Source organism: Gelidibacter salicanalis (assembly GCF_016469035.1).
GTDB lineage: Bacteria > Bacteroidota > Bacteroidia > Flavobacteriales > Flavobacteriaceae > Gelidibacter > Gelidibacter salicanalis_A.
In genome coordinates this window covers 60,029-78,213 of sequence record NZ_JAEHJZ010000052.1, presented here as the reverse complement: position 1 = coordinate 78,213, position 18,185 = coordinate 60,029, and the positions used below count along the sequence as shown (strand labels likewise).

General features: G+C 37.3%; 14 protein-coding genes. 6 read left to right on the top strand and 8 right to left on the bottom strand.

What is annotated here, in order from left to right:
- Window positions 1–11: 11 nt before the first annotated feature.
- The gene (gene rpsA / locus JEM65_RS19050; RefSeq protein WP_199603026.1) at window positions 12–1,874 is read right to left on the bottom strand and encodes a 30S ribosomal protein S1; all 1,863 of its coding nucleotides are present in this window, start codon (window positions 1,872–1,874) and stop codon (window positions 12–14) included.
- Window positions 1,875–2,163: 289 nt separating this feature from the next.
- On the opposite strand from rpsA, the gene JEM65_RS19045 reads away from it, so the two are divergent.
- Window positions 2,164–2,541, top strand: a complete 378-nt coding sequence (locus JEM65_RS19045) for a LysM peptidoglycan-binding domain-containing protein (RefSeq protein ID WP_199603024.1) — start codon at window positions 2,164–2,166, stop codon at window positions 2,539–2,541.
- Window positions 2,542–2,650: 109 nt separating this feature from the next.
- Here JEM65_RS19045 and cmk read toward each other — a convergent pair whose 3' ends face one another.
- The 3 genes from cmk to lon form a co-directional block, all read right to left on the bottom strand.
- Window positions 2,651–3,337: a (d)CMP kinase gene (cmk, locus tag JEM65_RS19040; protein ID WP_199603022.1), complete on the bottom strand. Its 687-nt coding sequence runs from the start codon at window positions 3,335–3,337 to the stop codon at window positions 2,651–2,653.
- Between the two features lie 34 nt (window positions 3,338–3,371).
- Window positions 3,372–4,391 (bottom strand): type IX secretion system protein PorQ, encoded by a 1,020-nt coding sequence (porQ, locus tag JEM65_RS19035; protein ID WP_199603020.1) that lies wholly within the window; start codon window positions 4,389–4,391, stop codon window positions 3,372–3,374.
- 95 nt (window positions 4,392–4,486) lie between these two features.
- Window positions 4,487–6,937 (bottom strand): endopeptidase La, encoded by a 2,451-nt coding sequence (lon, locus tag JEM65_RS19030; protein WP_199603018.1) that lies wholly within the window; start codon window positions 6,935–6,937, stop codon window positions 4,487–4,489.
- Window positions 6,938–7,231: 294 nt separating this feature from the next.
- On the opposite strand from lon, the gene JEM65_RS19025 reads away from it, so the two are divergent.
- The 4 genes from JEM65_RS19025 to JEM65_RS19010 are packed head-to-tail and all read left to right on the top strand — an operon-like array spanning window position 7,232 to window position 10,180.
- Window positions 7,232–7,792 (top strand): RNA polymerase sigma factor, encoded by a 561-nt coding sequence (locus JEM65_RS19025; RefSeq protein WP_233530741.1) that lies wholly within the window; start codon window positions 7,232–7,234, stop codon window positions 7,790–7,792.
- Between the two features lie 11 nt (window positions 7,793–7,803).
- The gene (locus JEM65_RS19020; RefSeq protein ID WP_199603016.1) at window positions 7,804–8,358 is read left to right on the top strand and encodes a hypothetical protein; all 555 of its coding nucleotides are present in this window, start codon (window positions 7,804–7,806) and stop codon (window positions 8,356–8,358) included.
- A 10-nt stretch (window positions 8,359–8,368) separates the two neighbouring features.
- Window positions 8,369–9,451, top strand: a complete 1,083-nt coding sequence (locus JEM65_RS19015) for a hypothetical protein (RefSeq protein ID WP_199603014.1) — start codon at window positions 8,369–8,371, stop codon at window positions 9,449–9,451.
- A 15-nt stretch (window positions 9,452–9,466) separates the two neighbouring features.
- Window positions 9,467–10,180 carry a head GIN domain-containing protein gene (locus JEM65_RS19010; protein ID WP_199603012.1) on the top strand — a complete coding sequence of 238 codons (714 nt, stop codon included), beginning with the start codon at window positions 9,467–9,469 and terminating at the stop codon, window positions 10,178–10,180.
- A 76-nt stretch (window positions 10,181–10,256) separates the two neighbouring features.
- Here the strand turns inward: JEM65_RS19010 and JEM65_RS19005 are convergent, their stop codons facing one another.
- The 4 genes from JEM65_RS19005 to glgB form a co-directional block, all read right to left on the bottom strand.
- Window positions 10,257–11,633 (bottom strand): MFS transporter, encoded by a 1,377-nt coding sequence (locus JEM65_RS19005; protein ID WP_199603010.1) that lies wholly within the window; start codon window positions 11,631–11,633, stop codon window positions 10,257–10,259.
- 155 nt (window positions 11,634–11,788) lie between these two features.
- The gene (locus tag JEM65_RS19000; protein WP_199603008.1) at window positions 11,789–12,607 is read right to left on the bottom strand and encodes a M48 family metallopeptidase; all 819 of its coding nucleotides are present in this window, start codon (window positions 12,605–12,607) and stop codon (window positions 11,789–11,791) included.
- Between the two features lie 102 nt (window positions 12,608–12,709).
- A complete protein-coding gene (locus JEM65_RS18995) occupies window positions 12,710–15,115 on the bottom strand; it encodes a glycoside hydrolase family 31 protein (protein ID WP_199603006.1) in 2,406 nt (801 codons plus the stop codon).
- Between the two features lie 241 nt (window positions 15,116–15,356).
- Window positions 15,357–17,459 (bottom strand): 1,4-alpha-glucan branching protein GlgB, encoded by a 2,103-nt coding sequence (gene glgB, locus JEM65_RS18990; protein ID WP_199603004.1) that lies wholly within the window; start codon window positions 17,457–17,459, stop codon window positions 15,357–15,359.
- 181 nt (window positions 17,460–17,640) lie between these two features.
- Between glgB and msrB the strand changes: the two genes are divergently transcribed.
- Entirely contained in the window at window positions 17,641–18,132 is a 492-nt protein-coding gene (gene msrB / locus JEM65_RS18985; RefSeq protein ID WP_199603002.1) for a peptide-methionine (R)-S-oxide reductase MsrB, read from the top strand.
- Window positions 18,133–18,185 lie beyond the last annotated feature (53 nt).

Below are 18,185 nucleotides of genomic sequence, written 5' to 3'. Positions count from 1 at the left end.
GTTTTGAAAAATTACTTCTTCCCGTCCATTTTATCTTTAAGAGCTTGTAAAGCATCATTGGCATCACCAAGTGTTGGTTTTGACTCTGCTGCAGAAGCTTCTGCTTTAGCAACAGCCGCTTTTACGTTAGCAATTTCTTCTTGTTTAAAGATAGCAGTATGAGAAGCGACCACACGTTTGAATTCTTTGTTAAATTCAATAATTTTGAATTCAGCCGTATCACCTTTTTTCAATTTCTTACCATCTTCCATTTCTAAATGACGTGAAGGAACGAAAGCAACGATATCTTCGTTAAACTCTACAGTTGCACCTTTATCTACCATTTCAGAAATTTCCGCTTTATGCGTTGTACCTAGAGCAAATTCAGTTTCGTATTTGTCCCAAGGATTTGTAGTGGTTTGTTTATGACCTAAACTTAATTTACGTCCTTCAACATCCAACTCTAATACGACAACATCTAAAGTATCACCTACGTTACAGAACTCACTTGGATGCTTGATTTTCTTAGTCCAAGATAGATCAGAGATGTAAATCAAACCGTCAATACCTTCTTCTAACTCTACAAACACACCAAAGTTTGTGAAGTTACGTACAATACCTGTGTGCTTAGAGCCAACTGGGTATTTAGTAGTAATATCAGTCCATGGGTCTGGCGTCAATTGTTTGATACCTAATGACATTTTACGGTCTTCTCTATCTAGAGTTAAAATAACCGCTTCAATTTCATCTCCTACTTTTACAAAATCTTGAGCAGAGCGTAAATGTGTTGACCAAGACATTTCACTTACGTGAACTAATCCTTCTACACCTTCTTCTACTTCAATAAATGCACCGTAATCAGCAATAACAACAACTTTTCCTTTTACTTTGTCGCCAATTTTTACAGTGTCGCCTAAAGCTTCCCAAGGATGTTTGCTCAATTGTTTTAGACCTAATTGGATTCTTGATTTATCTTCATCAAAATCAAGGATTACAACGTTAAGTTTCTGATCCAATTCTACAATTTCATTTGGATGGTTGATACGTGACCAAGAAAGATCCGTAATATGGACTAAACCATCTACACCACCAAGATCAATAAAGACACCGTAAGACGTAATGTTTTTAACAATACCTTCCAATACTTGTCCTTTTTCTAATTGACCAATGATTTCTTTTTTCTGTTCTTCAATATCGGCTTCAATAAGCGCTTTATGAGACACAACAATGTTTTTGAATTCGTGGTTGATTTTCACAACTTTAAACTCCATTGTTTTATTAACATATTGATCGTAATCTCTAATAGGTTTCACGTCAATTTGAGAACCTGGCAAGAAAGCTTCAATACCAAATACGTCAACGATCATCCCCCCTTTAGTACGACATTTAACAAAACCGTTTACGATTTCGCCAGTGTCATGTGCGTTGTTTACACGATCCCAAGCTTTGATTACTCTAGCTTTACGGTGAGACAATACTAACTGTCCGTTAGAATCTTCACGTACATCAATTAAAACTTCTACTTTGTCACCAACTTTTAAATTAGGGTTGTAACGGAACTCATTAAGAGAAATTACACCTTCTGATTTTGCGTTGATATCAATAATAGCGTCACGATCAGAAATATGGATCACTTCACCTTCAACGACTTCATCATCAAGGGTATCTACGAAATTTTCTGATACTAATTTTTCGAACTCCTGTAGTTTCTTGTCATCAACTTGCTCAATACCTTCTTCGTAATTGTGCCAGTTAAAATCTTTTAAGAATTTTTCAGGATTTGCTTGTGCTTCTGATACTTTAGGAGCTGCTTTTTCAGTAGTTTGAGTTTCTACTGCTGTTTCTGTTGCGTTAGTAGTGTCTACTTCGGCTTGTTTTGTTTCTTTTTCAGACATTTGCTGAATACTAAGTTTGTATTCTGAGTGTTCTAGGAAGTTTTATGCGATCAACACACAGAAGTGTTATTTGCTTTTTGTTTCATTCCTTTTATCTTCCAATGGGCATCGCTAAAAGGAGTGCAAAAATACAATATAATTCTCTCATTAACAAATAATTTACGACTACCCAATAATTAGATGAGCAGTCCAAAATGGAATGGAGAACATTTGATCGCATTCGGGTTACAAAATTACTCAACATTTCAGTATATTTACAAGTACATTAATTTAAAAAAATTCAAATATTATGGTAAAATCTAAGTATCAAAGTGTTTTAGATCTGGGTCAAGAACTAAACATTCAAAACGGGGATGTTTCTGAAGAAAAAGGGATCCTAAAAATAAAAGGAACAGCCAAAAATCAATATGAAAAGAATTTGTTATGGGATAAAATCAAAGCTATTGGCGGCGAAAATCCATCTGATATTAAAGCAGACATCAAAGTAGCTGACACCTCTGTTTTTGCAAGACACACCGTTAAATCTGGTGAGACGCTCAGTAAAATAGCAAAACAATATTATGGTGATGCATCTAAATACCAAAAGATTTTTTCAGCGAATACTGATATTTTGAAAAATCCTGATATGATTCATCCCAATCAAGAGCTCATTATTCCTAACGAATAATCTGAACCTTGATTATATATAAAAACGATCCATTGGATCGTTTTTTTTGATTTATAGTATGATTTACAATGTTTTATAAAACCCTACTCCCATTTTCGGCTTGGTATTATTACTTAATGGCATTTTGAGCTAACACATAAATTTTTTCAAATTGTGCTGCCAATGATAAATTAGAGTTGTCAATTTCCAAAGCGTCTTTAGCCTTCATTAAAGGGGAATCTTCTCTGGTAGAATCGATCAAATCTCTTGATTCCACATTTTTTAATACGTCTTCATAACTGACATCTTCATGCCGTTCAAGCAATTCTTTATAACGTCTTTGCGCTCTTGTTTCAGCAGAAGCGGTCATAAAGAATTTCAGTTCCGCATCCGGAAAAACTACGGTACCTATATCACGACCATCCATGACTACTCCTTTTTCTTTGCCCATTTGCTGTTGTTGTAGGACGAGCATTCTACGCACTTCTGAAATTTCAGCGACTTGACTAACATTTTGCGACACTTCTAAGGTGCGGATGTCGTTCTCAACATTCGTTCCGTTCAAATACACTTCAGCAAAACCTAACTGCTCATTATATTTAAAACTGATCTTTACAATGTCCAATTCTGAAACCAACCGATTAACATCAAAATTATCTTTTGAGATGATGTTTTGTTGCATCGCATATAAGGTCACCGCTCTATACATAGCACCAGAATCTACATACACATAGCCCAGGGCTTTTGCCAATTGTTTGGCAACGGTACTTTTTCCTGTGGATGAATAGCCGTCAATGGCAATTGTAATCTTTTTCATATTTATTTTCCTTGGAAACGGAAATCTTTTTAATTTATCTTAAATCTATTTGCAGTCCGAAAAAACTGGTATTTGATGCGCTGGTATAGCGTGCATGTGTATAACTGAAGCGCAATTTATTAAGTTTGATGCCAATCCCAAAGGAAAGCCCTGAAAAGTTGCGCTGGTCCACAATACGCAACTCTTCGGCACGTCTAAAATTATACCCCAACCGTAAATTAAATCCTCTATCAGGAAATAGTTCTGCCCCCATAATGGTGTGACGCATTAATTCATTTAAAAGCCCTACTTTTTCTTGGGTTTGATTGCCATCTAAATTGGTGTTGGCCCGAGCAGGATTTGAAAACCCGATGGGCCATTGCTGTAAATTATCAAACGTGAGGTGCCATCTCAGAGGAACATATTGCAAAGTTTGGGAAAGGCCTAAATTGACCTCTAACGGCAATTTTTCCTCAAGGTCAGCATAGGTGGTAAATTGTGTTCCAAAATTTCTCACCGTGACTGCCGCATTAAAATTAAGCTTTTCATTTATATAAATTACACCTACATCAAGAGCGCCTCCAATAGAGTTATACTGTTCCAATTTTGACGTGATCAACTTGCCGCTGACACCCACATAAAAATCAGAATAAGGAATTTTATAGGAATACCCAAAAGACAAGGCAGCTTCATTACCAGTAAACGTGCCAGTAGACTCGCCAGTTTGATCATAGCCATCAAACTTACCGTAATTGATATAAGTCATCCCTACGTGAAACGTCTGAACATGCCGATCCCAAGTATAGGCATACGCTCCAGTACCATAACTGATGCCACCCAAATAACTGGAATAATTTAACGCCAATTGATTGTCCATTTCAGGGTTGATGGTGGCCGGATTATATAGTCCGCCAGTAACGTCGTAATCAAAATTGGTAATAACCTTTCCTCCTAATGCCGCTTGGCGTGGTGAGGACACCAAATTTAAGAACTGGTAGGTAGATTCGCCACCGAGTTGCGCGAAAACTGAGACGTTCGAGAGAATAAAGAATATAACAGCAATCGTCTTAATCATAGCACAACAAAAGTAAGATTTCTTCCTTAAAGCTGTTCTAAGATTATTTTATTTTTAAACCAAAAAAAAACGGCAACAATTTGTTGCCGTTAGGGTTATAAGGTTTTAGCGTTCTTGACCTTCTCATCCGTCAAGGCGTATTTTAAAACATCACTCATATCGGTAACATAATGAAATTTCAAACCTTTCAGATATTCTGGTTTGATCTCTTCAATATCCCGTCTGTTATCTTCACAAAGCAGAATTTCTTTAATTCTTGCACGCTTGGCAGCCAATATCTTTTCTTTGATGCCCCCAACAGGTAACACTTTTCCTCTTAGGGTAATCTCTCCGGTCATTGCTAAGCTGTTTTTCACTTTTCGCTGTGTGAAAAGAGACACTAACGAGGTTAACATCGTTACACCAGCACTCGGTCCATCTTTGGGCGTTGCGCCTTCTGGCACGTGAATGTGCACATTGTATTTTTCAAAGACATCAGGATCAATACCAAACTCATCAGCATTAGATTTTATATACTCCATAGCAATGGTAGCCGATTCTTTCATCACCGTTCCTAAATTACCAGTAATGGTCAAGGTGCCTTTTCCTTTAGATAGAATGGATTCTATAAATAAAATGTCGCCTCCTACTCTCGTCCATGCCAATCCGGTAACCACACCCGCGACGTTGTTATTCTCATATTTGTCGCGCTCCATACGTGGAGAACCAAGTACTTCTAACACATCTTCATTGGAGACCTTTTTGTTATAAGGCTCTTCCATGGCAATGTTTTTGGCCGCATAGCGGACCATCTTTGCCAATTGTTTTTCCAAACCTCTCACTCCTGATTCCCTTGTATAACCTTCTACAATTTTTTCCAATTGTGGTTTGGCTATCTTCAAATTATCATCCGTTAATCCGTGTTCTTTAAGTTGCTTTGGCAGTAAATGACGTTTGGCAATCTCCACTTTTTCTTCAATGGTATACCCGGTAACGTCAATAATTTCCATACGGTCCAACAAGGCTGGCTGAATGGTACTCAAACTGTTTGCTGTAGCAATAAACATAACTTTAGAGAGGTCGAAGCCCATTTCTAAAAAGTTATCATGAAAATCAGCATTTTGTTCCGGATCCAACACTTCCAACATGGCTGAAGAAGGATCTCCTTGATGGCTATTGGACAATTTATCAATTTCATCCAATACAAATACAGGGTTTGAGGTTCCCGCTTTTTTCAAACTTTGGAGGATACGTCCGGGCATAGCACCGATATAGGTTTTTCTATGACCACGAATTTCAGCTTCATCGCGCAACCCACCTAAAGACATCCGTACATACTCCCGTCCTAATGCTTCGGCTACCGACTTTCCTAAAGAGGTCTTCCCTACTCCAGGAGGCCCATACAAACAGAGGATTGGCGATTTCATATCATTACGCAATTTTAAAACTGCCAGATATTCTATAATGCGTCGCTTCACATCATCTAGTCCGTAATGATCACGATCTAAAATTCGTTTGGCGCGCTTTAAATCGAATTTATCCTTGCTGAATTCATTCCAAGGCAACTCCAGAAAAAGATCCAAATAATTTCTTTGGATGGAATATTCGGCAACCTGCGGATTCATGCGTTGTAATTTCATCAATTCCTTTTGAAAATGCGTATCGATTTTCTCATCCCATTTTTTGGATTTTGAGCGCACTCTCATGTCATCAATCTCTTCATCAGAAGATACTCCACCCAATTCCTCTTGAATGGTTTTCATTTGCTGATGTAAGAAATATTCGCGCTGTTGTTGGTTCATATCGCTTTGAACCTTAGACTGAATGTCATTTTTAAGTTCCAATTTTTGGAATTCAACATTCATATATTTCAAAGTTGCTAATGCACGCTCCTTTAAGTCATTGATTTCTAATAAATTCTGTTTTTCTTCAATGGACAGATTCATGTTAGAAGACACAAAATTCACCAAAAACGAATTGCTTTCGATATTCTTGATAGCAAAAGTGGCTTCGGTCGGGATGTTTGGACTCTCCTTAATAATTTGAAGCGCCAAATCTTTAATAGATTCTATAATGGCGGAAAACTCTTCGTTATCTTCAGCAGGTTTCGCCTCAGCGACATCCTTAACAGTCGCTGTGATATAAGGGTCTTCTGTGATTACCTGATCAATTTCGAAACGCTTTTTACCCTGAATAATAATAGTTGTATTGCCATCAGGCATTTTCAGCACCCGAAGAATACGGGCAACTGTTCCTGTATTATACACATCTTTTCCTTCAGGATCTTCTATACTGCCATCTTTTTGAGACACCACACCAATGACCTTGCTGCCTTTGTTAGCCTCATTGATCAGTTTGATAGATTTATCCCTTCCAGCGGTAATTGGAATGACCACACCAGGAAACAAAACCGTATTCCGCAATGGCAGGATAGGCAGTGTTGCTGGTAATTCTTCGTTATTTATTTGCTCTTCATCTTCAGGTGTCATTAGAGGAATTAACTCAGAATTTTCATCAAACTCCTGAAATGACAAACTGTCAAGACTTAAAAATTTAGATTCTTTCATAAATATTTAAAGGTCATTATGTCATAAAACCGACATAATATTTTTTTTTTGATTATTAAACTTATCCAATTACCCCTTGAAGATCAATAGATTGATCATTCAATTGCCAATGTAGACACCCTATGTTTCCAATAGTTATGCCATAGTTGAAGTCATGTGAGGATGTTATTTTTTAAAATTTTCTCTATGTTTCATACATCCTTAAATTATCCCTATCAGTTTTTCATAATATTTTTTCTAAAAACTGTAACATTGTTTAAGTAACTTCATCATTATAACAAAGCAATTGTTTTTTTGAGACCAAACCATCAAAATATTAAAGACCTATTAGAGCAGTGTAAATCTGGTAGTCAGCATGCCCAGATGGAGGTTTACAACAGGTATTACAAAGCCATGTATAACACAAGCTTGAGGATTATTAAGGACAGATTCATGGCTGAAGACATTATGCAAGACTCCTTTTTGACCGCTTTTACAAAATTGGATACGTTGAAAGACGTGGCAATGTTTGGTCCTTGGTTAAAGCGGATTGTGATCAATAACAGCATAAGTGAGTATCATAAAAATGTAAATAACAACACTGTGCCATTAGAAAGTGTACTCTACAAAACTGAAGACCATCAGGGTATTGACGAAGATTACCAATGGACCAATACCAAAGCAGCCCAAATAATGGAGTGCATGAAAAGTTTAAAAGATTCGTATCAAATAGGTCTAACCTTGCTATTAATTGAAGGTTATGATTATGAAGAAATTTGTGAGATCATGAACATAAGTTACGGCAATTGCAGAACGATGATTTCTAGAGCCAAAGACAGCTTAAGACAAAAGTTAAAGCCTGTAATGGACAATTAACACAACGCATTATGAAAACAGATAATATAGACCAACTCTTTAAAAACTTGCAAGACGATTTTGATTTTGAAACCCCAGAACAAGGTCATGACCTGCGATTTTTAAACAAATTAAAATTGCAGGAGACGCCTGAGGCAACCACAAAGACCAAGCTCAGATTTCACCAAATTTTATGGGCTGTGGCGGCTGTACTAGTAATCTGTATCGGTTTCTTTACTTTTTTGCAACACTCATCCCAAACTAATGATTTGGCCAGTGTGTCTCCACAATTATCACAAACCCAAGATTTTTTTACGGCAGCTATCACTTCTGAATTAAATAAAATACAGAATCAAAGAACTCCAGAAAATGAAGCACTCGTTTCTGACGCATTAAAACAAATGGAACTCTTGGAGAAAAATTATGAGCGACTTAAAGTTGACCTTAAGAAAAGTGGTAATGACAAACGGGTGGTGTACGCTATGATCACCAATTTACAAAGTCGGATTGACCTGTTGCAAGACGTCTTAAATACCATCGAAAATTTGAATCAATTAACATCAGAAAGAACACAAATAACCCTCTAATAATATCCCTATGGAAACTAAATACTTTTTTCTCGCTTTAACCTTACTCTTTTTCCAAGGATCATTTGCGGTAACAGAATGGAACGGCAAACACACCAAAGAAAAAACCATAAAAAAGGAATATACTGTGACTAGGGATGCACTCCTGAAAATAGACAACAGTTATGGAAACATCAATATCATTACCTATTCAGGAACTACCGTAAGCATAGAAGTTAAAATCAAAACAAATGGCAACAGTCTAGAAAAAGTAGAAGAAAAACTGAATGATATTAACGTCGATTTTCAAGCCTCTTCCAATAGGGTTTCAGCGAAAACCATTTTTCATAAAAACAAATCAAACAGTTGGTGGAATTGGGGTCGAAGCTCTAATGTCAATATGGAAATCAATTACATTATAAAATTACCCATTACCAATAGTGTCGATTTGAACAATGATTATGGCAGCATCAACTTGGACCGATTGGAAGGGCATGCAAAGATCAATTGCGATTATGGCAAAATCACCACTAAAGAACTTATGGCAGATAATAATTCCATAACTTTTGATTACACCAACAACAGCTTTTTTGAGTACATCAAAAGTGGACGGATTAGTGCAGATTATAGTGGATTTACCGTAGCCAAAACTAAGGACTTGGAAATCGAAGCGGATTACACAAAATCTGTAGTTGAAATTGCTGAAAATATCAACTATTCCTGTGATTACGGATCGATAACCATTGAGAAAGCAAATCATATTAAAGGCGATGGCGATTATCTAACGGCTCGATTTGGTGAAATTTATAAAAACATCCAAATCACCTCAGATTATGGGTCAATCAAAATTGACAGAATGACCGCAAATGCAGGTAATGTCTCCATTGATTCAGATTATACAGGTATCACCATTGGCTACGATGCTGGCTACCAATTTAAATTTGATATCAACCTTGAATATGCGTCGTTACGAGGTGCTGACAACTTTCAGTTCACCAGTAAAAAAGAAGACTCTACAGATAAATATTATCGAGGCTATTACGGGACTTCCACCAGCAATAATCTGATAAAAATAATCTCCGACTACGGAAGTGTCACTTTTAAAAGAAATTAACTTAAATCTAAAATTATGAAAAAATCAATCCTATTAATTGTGGCTTTAGTAATGGTAAGCACAATTCAGGCACAAAAGAAAATCAAAGGTAATGGCAATGTAACGTCTGTTACCAGAACCACATCTGATTATGATGCTGTAAGCTTTGCAGGCGCCTTTGACTATGTTTTAGTTGCCGGAACTGAAGGTAAAATCGTATTGGAAGGCGAAGAAAATCTCTTACAGTATATTAGTACAAAAGTCAAAAATGGCACTTTAGTGGTAAAAACCGAAGACAGGGTCAATTTACAGTCCACTAAAAACAGATCTATAAAAATTACGGTTCCATTTAAAGCCATTAATGCAGTGGCATTGGCTGGATCAGGAAACCTGTGGACTGAAAACACGATTTCTGAAGAGCGTTTAAAAATTTCTTTGGCGGGATCAGGAGATGCAAAACTTAAGGTATCCGCCACTTCAATTAAAGTAAGTGTAGCGGGATCAGGTGAACTCGTATTAACAGGAAAAACAAATTCGTTAGACGTGGACTTAGCAGGTTCAGGGGAATTTAGAGGTTTCAACCTTGATGCCCATGATGCCGATGTTTCAATTGCAGGATCAGGAAAAATTGAGTTGGTTTGTAACGGACATTTAAAAGCACGGGTAACTGGGTCTGGAGATGTGAGATACAAAGGCAGCCCAAAGACAGCAGACTCTAAAGTTACAGGCTCAGGAACCATCAGCAACTAATCTATTAAGGAAAAAACTTACCTTATATCTTACATCAACTGAGAAACAAAACTTATAAGAAGAGCTTTATTAAAATTTATTTGGTTCTGGGAACTCTAAAAAGCAGTACAATCCCGATTAAAAAGAACACGAACAAAAATAAAATGGCATTCCGCATACTTCCTGTTATTTGATCAATGGTCGCAAAAATGACCATTCCTATAACGATCCCTATTTTTTCTGCCACATCAAAAAAGCTAAAATAAGACGTGGTGTCTTTGGTTTCAGGCAGAAACTTGGAGTATGTGGAACGTGCTAAAGACTGAATGCCTCCCATCACGAACCCAACAGAAGCTGCTGCTATGTAAAAGTCTTTTGGAGTAATCATAAAATAGGCATAAAAACAGAGTGCCATCCAAATAAAATTGACCACTATAAGGGTTTGAATATTGCCAAATTTAGAAGAGGCCTTAGAGGTTAGAATCGCACCGACCACAGCCACCAGTTGAATGATAAGGATGCTGATAATCAATCCCATGGTTTTTTCATCACTATCAGCCCAAGCTATTTCTTCTTCCCCAAAATAAACCGCCACCAACATAATAGTTTGAACGGCCATACTAAACACAAAAAAGGCTAGTAAATAGCGTTTCAATCTTAAATTTTTAGTCAAATCTTTCCAAACCAGTTTTAACTCTCCAAAACCATTGAATACGACAGCCTTGGTCACTTTATGTCCTGAAGACACTCCTTTTGGAAGGATGTAAAAAGTATATTGACTAAACACAATCCACCACACGCCAACTGTTATAAAAGCGACTCTCATGGCGTTTATGGATGCGGCATCTTTGGCGGCAACTGTGGCTATGGTGATCTCACTTGCTGTACCATTCGCCAAAATGTCTGGAGCAATGGAAGTATTAAAACCGAAAAATTCCGGCTTCATAACCATCGCTAAATTAAAGATCAATAATAGAACACTTCCAATATACCCCATTGAAAAACCTTTAGCACTAACCTTGTCCTGTTGTTCTGGAAATGCAATATCAGGCAGATAAGAATTATAGAATACCAAGCTGCCCCAATACCCTATCAATCCCATAAAATAAAACAATAAACTGATATGGATATGTTCTAGACTGAACCAATACAATCCGATACAGCCTATCCCTCCCACATAACAGAAAAACTTCATAAAGTTTTTCTTGTTGCCCACATAATCTGCTATTCCTGATAATATTGGAGAAGTAAGAGCGACCACTAAAAACGTGAATGCGGTAACAAAGGTGATGAGTGCTGTACTTTTGAACTCGAAGCCGAATGCAGTGACTTTTTTAACTTCTGACATAAATAATGCAGAATAAAAAATTGGAAAAATAGAAGACGCAATGGTTAGTGTATAAACTGAATTTGCCCAATCATAAAAAGCCCAAGCGTTGAGCAGTTTCTTACTTCCTTTTTGAAGTTGTGTCATTCCTGTAGGTTCGTTGTTTTGATATTACGTCATTAAGGCAAATTTTGAAACGATTAAAGAGTTCCATAAACTACCTAGACCAAAAAAAAAGCTGTCTGCCAAATTTAGGGCAAACAGCTTTTAAAAATAGATATTTAATTTAAAACAAGGGTAACTTATTTTTTAAATGTGGTCGTCCCAAATTTATTAGCCTCCAATTTTGCTTTGGCGGCAAGTGACTCTATGTTTCTAATACGTGTTTCATTAGCAGGGTGAGTGCTTAAAAATTCAGGTGGCGCTTGTCCGCCGCTTTGAGCATTCATACGTCTCCATAAATTAGCAGCTTCTAAAGGCTCGTAACCAGCAATAGCCATTAAATAAAGTCCAATTTCGTCTGCTTGAGTTTCATGACTGCGGCTAAAAGGTAACATGACCCCAACTTGTGTCCCAACACCATACGCTTGGTTAAACAAATTTAAAGTTTGTGGGTCTTTAATGGCTACATTTCCTGCAACGGCACCTAATTGTTGTAACATACCCGCACTCATGCGTTGTTGACCATGATTTGCAAGGGCGTGAGCCACCTCATGTCCCATAATTGCAGCTAAACCAGCTTCACCATCGGCAATTGGTAAAATACCTGTGTACACTACAATTTTCCCTCCTGGCATAGCCCAAGCGTTTACTGTTTTGTCATCAATTAAATTATATTCCCATTTGTAATCCTTTAAATACCCTTGGTAGCCATTGGCATCTAGCCAACGTTCGGCAGCGACAGCTATTTTCTGACCAATACGCTTGACCATCTCAGACTCTTTTGTACCTGTTATGACCTTATTTTCAGTCAAAAATTGATCATACTGCGCAAAAGCAGTAGGAAAAATTTGAGAATTGGGCATCAATGCTAAGGTCTTATTACCTGTAAAAGGATTTGTAGCACATGATAAAAAAAGCGTTAGCGAGCCTAATGCGATGATTGAATTTTTATACTTCATTTTTATTGTCTTTGGTTATGGTCTCTAAATTACAAAAACCGTTCCTTAAATGATGAACTCATTTAGAAATAGTTTTTGCTTATACTTAAAAGTTGAATCTTTTTATTGTCCTAAAATATGTATCTGTGAGAATCCTTTATCAATAATCATAGTGTTGTCTCCATTTAATTGAACATCACTCAAAGAGATTTCTTCGTTATCTACTTGAATTCTTACCACTGCAAACGGAAGTCCATGAAATTTGACTTTAAATCGTTGGTAGTCTGCATCAAATTTACCTTCTTTATGCTGTTGGATAATCAGTTCATCAGTCTTTCCCGTTAATTTAAATGTTCTTAGACTATAGCGTCCTTTCGTGTAATCATAACCATCATGGGCGTCATCAAATAAAGTTGAAGATTCCTTTCCGTTTTTAAAATAAACATCAAGCATCACTTCTTCAATGTCCAATTCTCCCACATACTGTTGCACTGGATAGGTGGGAATAATAGCGCCAGCTTTTACAAAAACAGGAATCGTTTCAATATCCGCATCAACCCACATTTCCTTACCACCTGAAACCAGTTGGTCCGTCCACATATTAAACCAATCGCCACGCGGGATAAACATACGTCTACCACGAGCATTAGGTTCTAAAATTGGACATACTAAGATATGATCACCAAAAATAAACTCATCAGATCTGTAATGTGTATGGACATCCTCCTGGTCAAATATGACCAATGATTTTAACATCGGGATACCTTCTTCTACATATTTCCAAAACGTCGTGTATAAATAAGGAAGTAGCTTATAACGCAATTCAATGAATTTCCGTACAATGTTGGTCACGTCTTCATCAAAGGCCCAGGGTTCTTGATTACCATGATCTCCCGAAGAATGCACCCTGAAAAATGGATGAAAAATTCCGAGTTGAATCCATCGCGTAAATAATTCACCTTGCGGTTGCTCTGCAAACCCACCAATATCACTTCCAGCAAATGAAAATCCAGACATGGCTAAACGTTGGGCTTGAATATTGGCAATCCAAAGATGCTCCCAAGTGGCCACATTATCGCCCGTCCAAGTTGATGTATAGCGTTGTGTTCCAGAGTAGGCTGCACGAGTAATGACGAACGGACGCTTTGGATAAGCGAATTTCTTGACCCCTTGATAGGTTGCACGGGCCATTTGCATCCCATAGACATTATGGGCTTTTCTATGGCTACAGCGGTTGCCATCATACTCATGGCGCACATCATCAGGGAAGGTTTTATTGGGAACCTCCATCACTGCAGGTTCGTTCATATCATTCCACACGCCTTTCACACCAATATCTTCAATCAATTCTCTATATAAATCTGACCACCAATCACGTACCTTTCTATTAGTGAAATCTGGGAAATAACATTCTCCTGGCCACACCTTTCCTTTCATATAAGGGCCATCAGCACGTTTACAGAAATAATCATTTTCTAACGCTTCGGTAAATACAGAATAGTCTTTATCAATTTTGATACCCGGATCAATAATCACCACGGTCTTAAAACCGTCATCTAACAATTCCTTGACCATTCGTTTTGGATCGGGAAAATGGGTTTTATCCCACGTAAAACATCTGAAGCCATCCATATAATCAATATCGAGATAAATGGCATCACAAGGGATTTTAAGTTCCCTGAATTTAGAAGTGATTTCTTTTACCTTCGATTCTGGATAGTAACTCCATTTACACTGGTGAAAGCCCAATGCCCATAAGGGTGGCAACTGCTGCGGTTTCCCCGTCAAATCAGTATAATTGGCAACCACATCTTCCATTTTAGGTCCGTAGATAAAATAGTAATTCATTTCACCACCTTGCGCCCAAAAACTTGTAACGTTGCGTCTTTCTTGACAAAAATCGAAATAAGATCTAAAACTGTTGTCAAAGAAAATTCCGTAAGCTTTTTTATTGTGCAATCCCGTATAAAATGGGATCGCCTTATATATAGGATCAGAGCCTTTGCCATACGCATAACTATCCGTGACCCAATTTTCAAAACGCTTGCCCTTTAAATTGAGTTCTACAGGCTTGTCTCCAAGCCCGAAAAAGCACTCCCCATCGTGCGAGGTTTTGCTCATTTTAACAATATTCCCGCCGTATTCATAACTTTCTTCCCAATGGAAACCCAACTCATCTTCATTAATAAGTTTATGATCCTTTGCATCAAAAATATAGACTTTGAGATTGTCCTTTTTGATATGGCAAATGAGTTTTTTGGTCGTTATTTTATAGGATTCTGCTTCTTCTTCAATTTCTAGAAGATTGTACCCCTTACTGGCATGCTTTGTAATGGCATAAGAAAAATCCTTTTCAAAAGTGCCCGTTGTGGTGTACCTGAAACGAATCACACTATCCCTTAAAATGGTCATGGCAAGCACAACATCATTATCAGTGGTAAAATAAAAGGTATCAACGTCTTTCTTATAAGATACTATTTTTGAGGGGAATAAATTCCCTTTGCTTTCTAATTCGGTATTTACAATCATAATTTTATAATATAATTCACAAAAAAACGCATAAGTTTAGTAAAATAAAATATAAGTTAATAGCATTTATTAACTATGGCGTTTAAGTTTTAAGCATTGATTAAATTAGTGAAACTCAATTTTTAAAAGTTGCGAAGCAATGAATTAAAAATTGTTAGTTGAACTAATCCCGCTTTTTAGCGGGATCCTTGGGNNTGATACCTCGTACCCTTGGGTAGAGGTTGTTCATTTGAATTGGTACTTAGGTCTTCTTTTTGAATATTTTTGAAGCCGTTTTGCTTTCGGTTGATTTTGCTGAAGTTTTGACAGCTCTAGAATCTGACGACACTTCCAGTTGTGGGGGCACCTTTTTTAATGTGACGGTGGATTTAACTTTCAACTTGGAGTTTTCCTTTTGAATCTTCTCCTCTGTCTCTTTTTTGGAAGGTTTGTTTTCTTTAGCATACTTAAATACAACCATGCCTAAGGGAGGAATGCTAATTTTAGCAGAATGATTGCGAGAATGCAGTTCAGCTTTTTGGGTAGTAATCATTTTATTGTTAAAATCGCCAGTACCACTATAACGCTTTGCATCACTGTTAAAAATTTCCTTCAGCTTTCCTTTAGAGGGAACACCAATACCGTAGTTGACCATTGGCGTAGGTGTCATATTACAGGCTATAATCACCTGATCTTTTGGGTTATTGCCATTTCTGATATAGACCAAAACTGAGTTTTTGTGATCGTCATAAGCTATCCATTCAAATCCTTCACCCGAAAATTGCTTTTCGTACAGTGCAGGCTCTGATTGATACAAGCTGTTTAAATCGATGACCAAACGTTGTATCCCTTGATGGTATTCAGTTTCTAACAGATGCCAATCTAGACTTTGACTAAAATTCCATTCATTTTGTTGTCCAAATTCACAGCCCATAAAAAGCAATTTACCTCCAGGATGGGTAAACATATAGCTGTACAACAATCTTAAATTTGCAAATCGTTGCCACTCATCGCCTGGCATCCGTCCTAAAATCGATTTTTTACCGTACACCACTTCATCATGACTTAATGGTAACAAAAAGTTTTCTGAAAACGCATAGGTCATTGAAAACGTCAAATCATTCTGATGATATTGTCGGTAAATAGGTGGTTTACTGAAATAATCCAAAGTATCGTGCATCCATCCCATCATCCACTTCATTCCAAAACCAAGACCTCCAGAAAATGTAGGACGTGATACCATTGGAAATGCTGTAGACTCTTCGGCTATATTCTGAACATCTGGATAGTTGGCATACACCGCCTCATTCATCTCTTTTATAAAGGCTACGGCATCTAAATTCTCTCTTCCACCGTGAATATTTGGCTCCCATTCGCCATCTTTTCTAGAATAATCCAAAAACAACATTGAGGCCACTGCGTCCACGCGCAACCCATCGGCATGGTATTGATCCAACCAAAATAATGCATTACTGATTAAAAACGATTTGACTTCATTACGACCGTAGTTAAAAATTAAACTCTTCCAATCGTGGTGGTAACCCTTGCGTCTATCCGGATGCTCGTACAAACACGAGCCATCAAAATACCCCAACCCGTGGGCGTCTTCAGGGAAATGCGAGGGTACCCAATCCAACACTATTCCGATATCATTTTTATGGAGCGTATCAACCAAATATTTAAATTCTTCAGGATATCCAAAACGAGATGTTGGCGCAAAATAACCCGTAATTTGGTAGCCCCAACTTGGGTCGTACGGAAACTCCATTATTGGCATTAACTCCACATGGGTGAATTTCATTTTTTTGACGTAGGCCACCAGGTCCTCAGCCAATTCTAGATAAGACATAAAGCGATCCTCGGTGGCGTGGCGTTTCCATGACCCTAAATGCACTTCATAAACGGATTGTGGAGCATCTAAAGCATTATTGGTTTTACGTTTAGACATCCAATTTTCATCTTTCCATTTATACGCATCGTCCCAAATAATAGACGCTGTTTTGGGAGGATGTTCAGCACGGCGCGCATAAGGATCCGCTTTTTCAGTTTTAATATTGTTATGATGACTGGTGATTTTGTATTTATAGATGTTTCCGCGACCTACATGTGGAATAAAACCTTCCCAGACGCCACTCTTGTCCCACCGCACATTTAAAACATTCTCGTTTTCATTCCAGTGATTAAAATCGCCAACTACCGAAACGTTTTTGGCACTTGGTGCCCATACTGCAAAATAAGTTCCTTTTACACCCTCATGTTCCATAATGTGGGATCCAAACTTCTCATAAAGCCTAAAATGTTTTCCTGCTAAAAACAAGTTGATATCAAAATCGGTAAAACGACTACAAGGCTTAACTTCTGCCATATTTAAAGTTTAAAGGAATTAAAAGCTGTTAAGATATAATAAAATAAAAACCTAATGTAGTAAAATTACGTACAAATAATATATGAACATCACTTTTATATCCTTGTGATTTTCTTAACGGACTCTCAAGAAAGTAAAAAGAACGACGTTCGACTTATATATTAACCATAATTCAATACTAATGAAAACATTACCATTAATACTTTTACTAAGCCTGGTTTTCAGTTGCAACAGTTCTGCACAAAAGAAAAACGATAAAACTGAACATAAACAGACCTTTAAAATCAATAAAACAGAAGCAGAATGGAAAGCCCTATTGACTGCTGATCAGTATTACGTATTGAGAAAAGCAGGTACTGAACGCGCCTTTTCAAGTCCGTTGAATGACAATCATAAAAAAGGAACTTATGTGTGTGCAGCCTGTAAAACACCCTTATATAAAAGTGAACATAAATTTGATTCGGGTACTGGATGGCCAAGTTTTGATAGGGTCATTGAAGGCAATGTCGCTTTTTCTACTGATACAAAAATTGGATATATGCGCAATGAAGAACATTGTGCAACCTGTGGCGGTCATTTAGGTCATGTGTTTGATGACGGACCCAGAGCAACTACCGGGAAGCGTCATTGCATCAATGGCGATGCTTTGGAGTTTGTACCTTCAAAAAAATAAACCACTATGGATTTGAAATCCATAGTTTAAAAAAAAAGAATGAAATTCTTTTC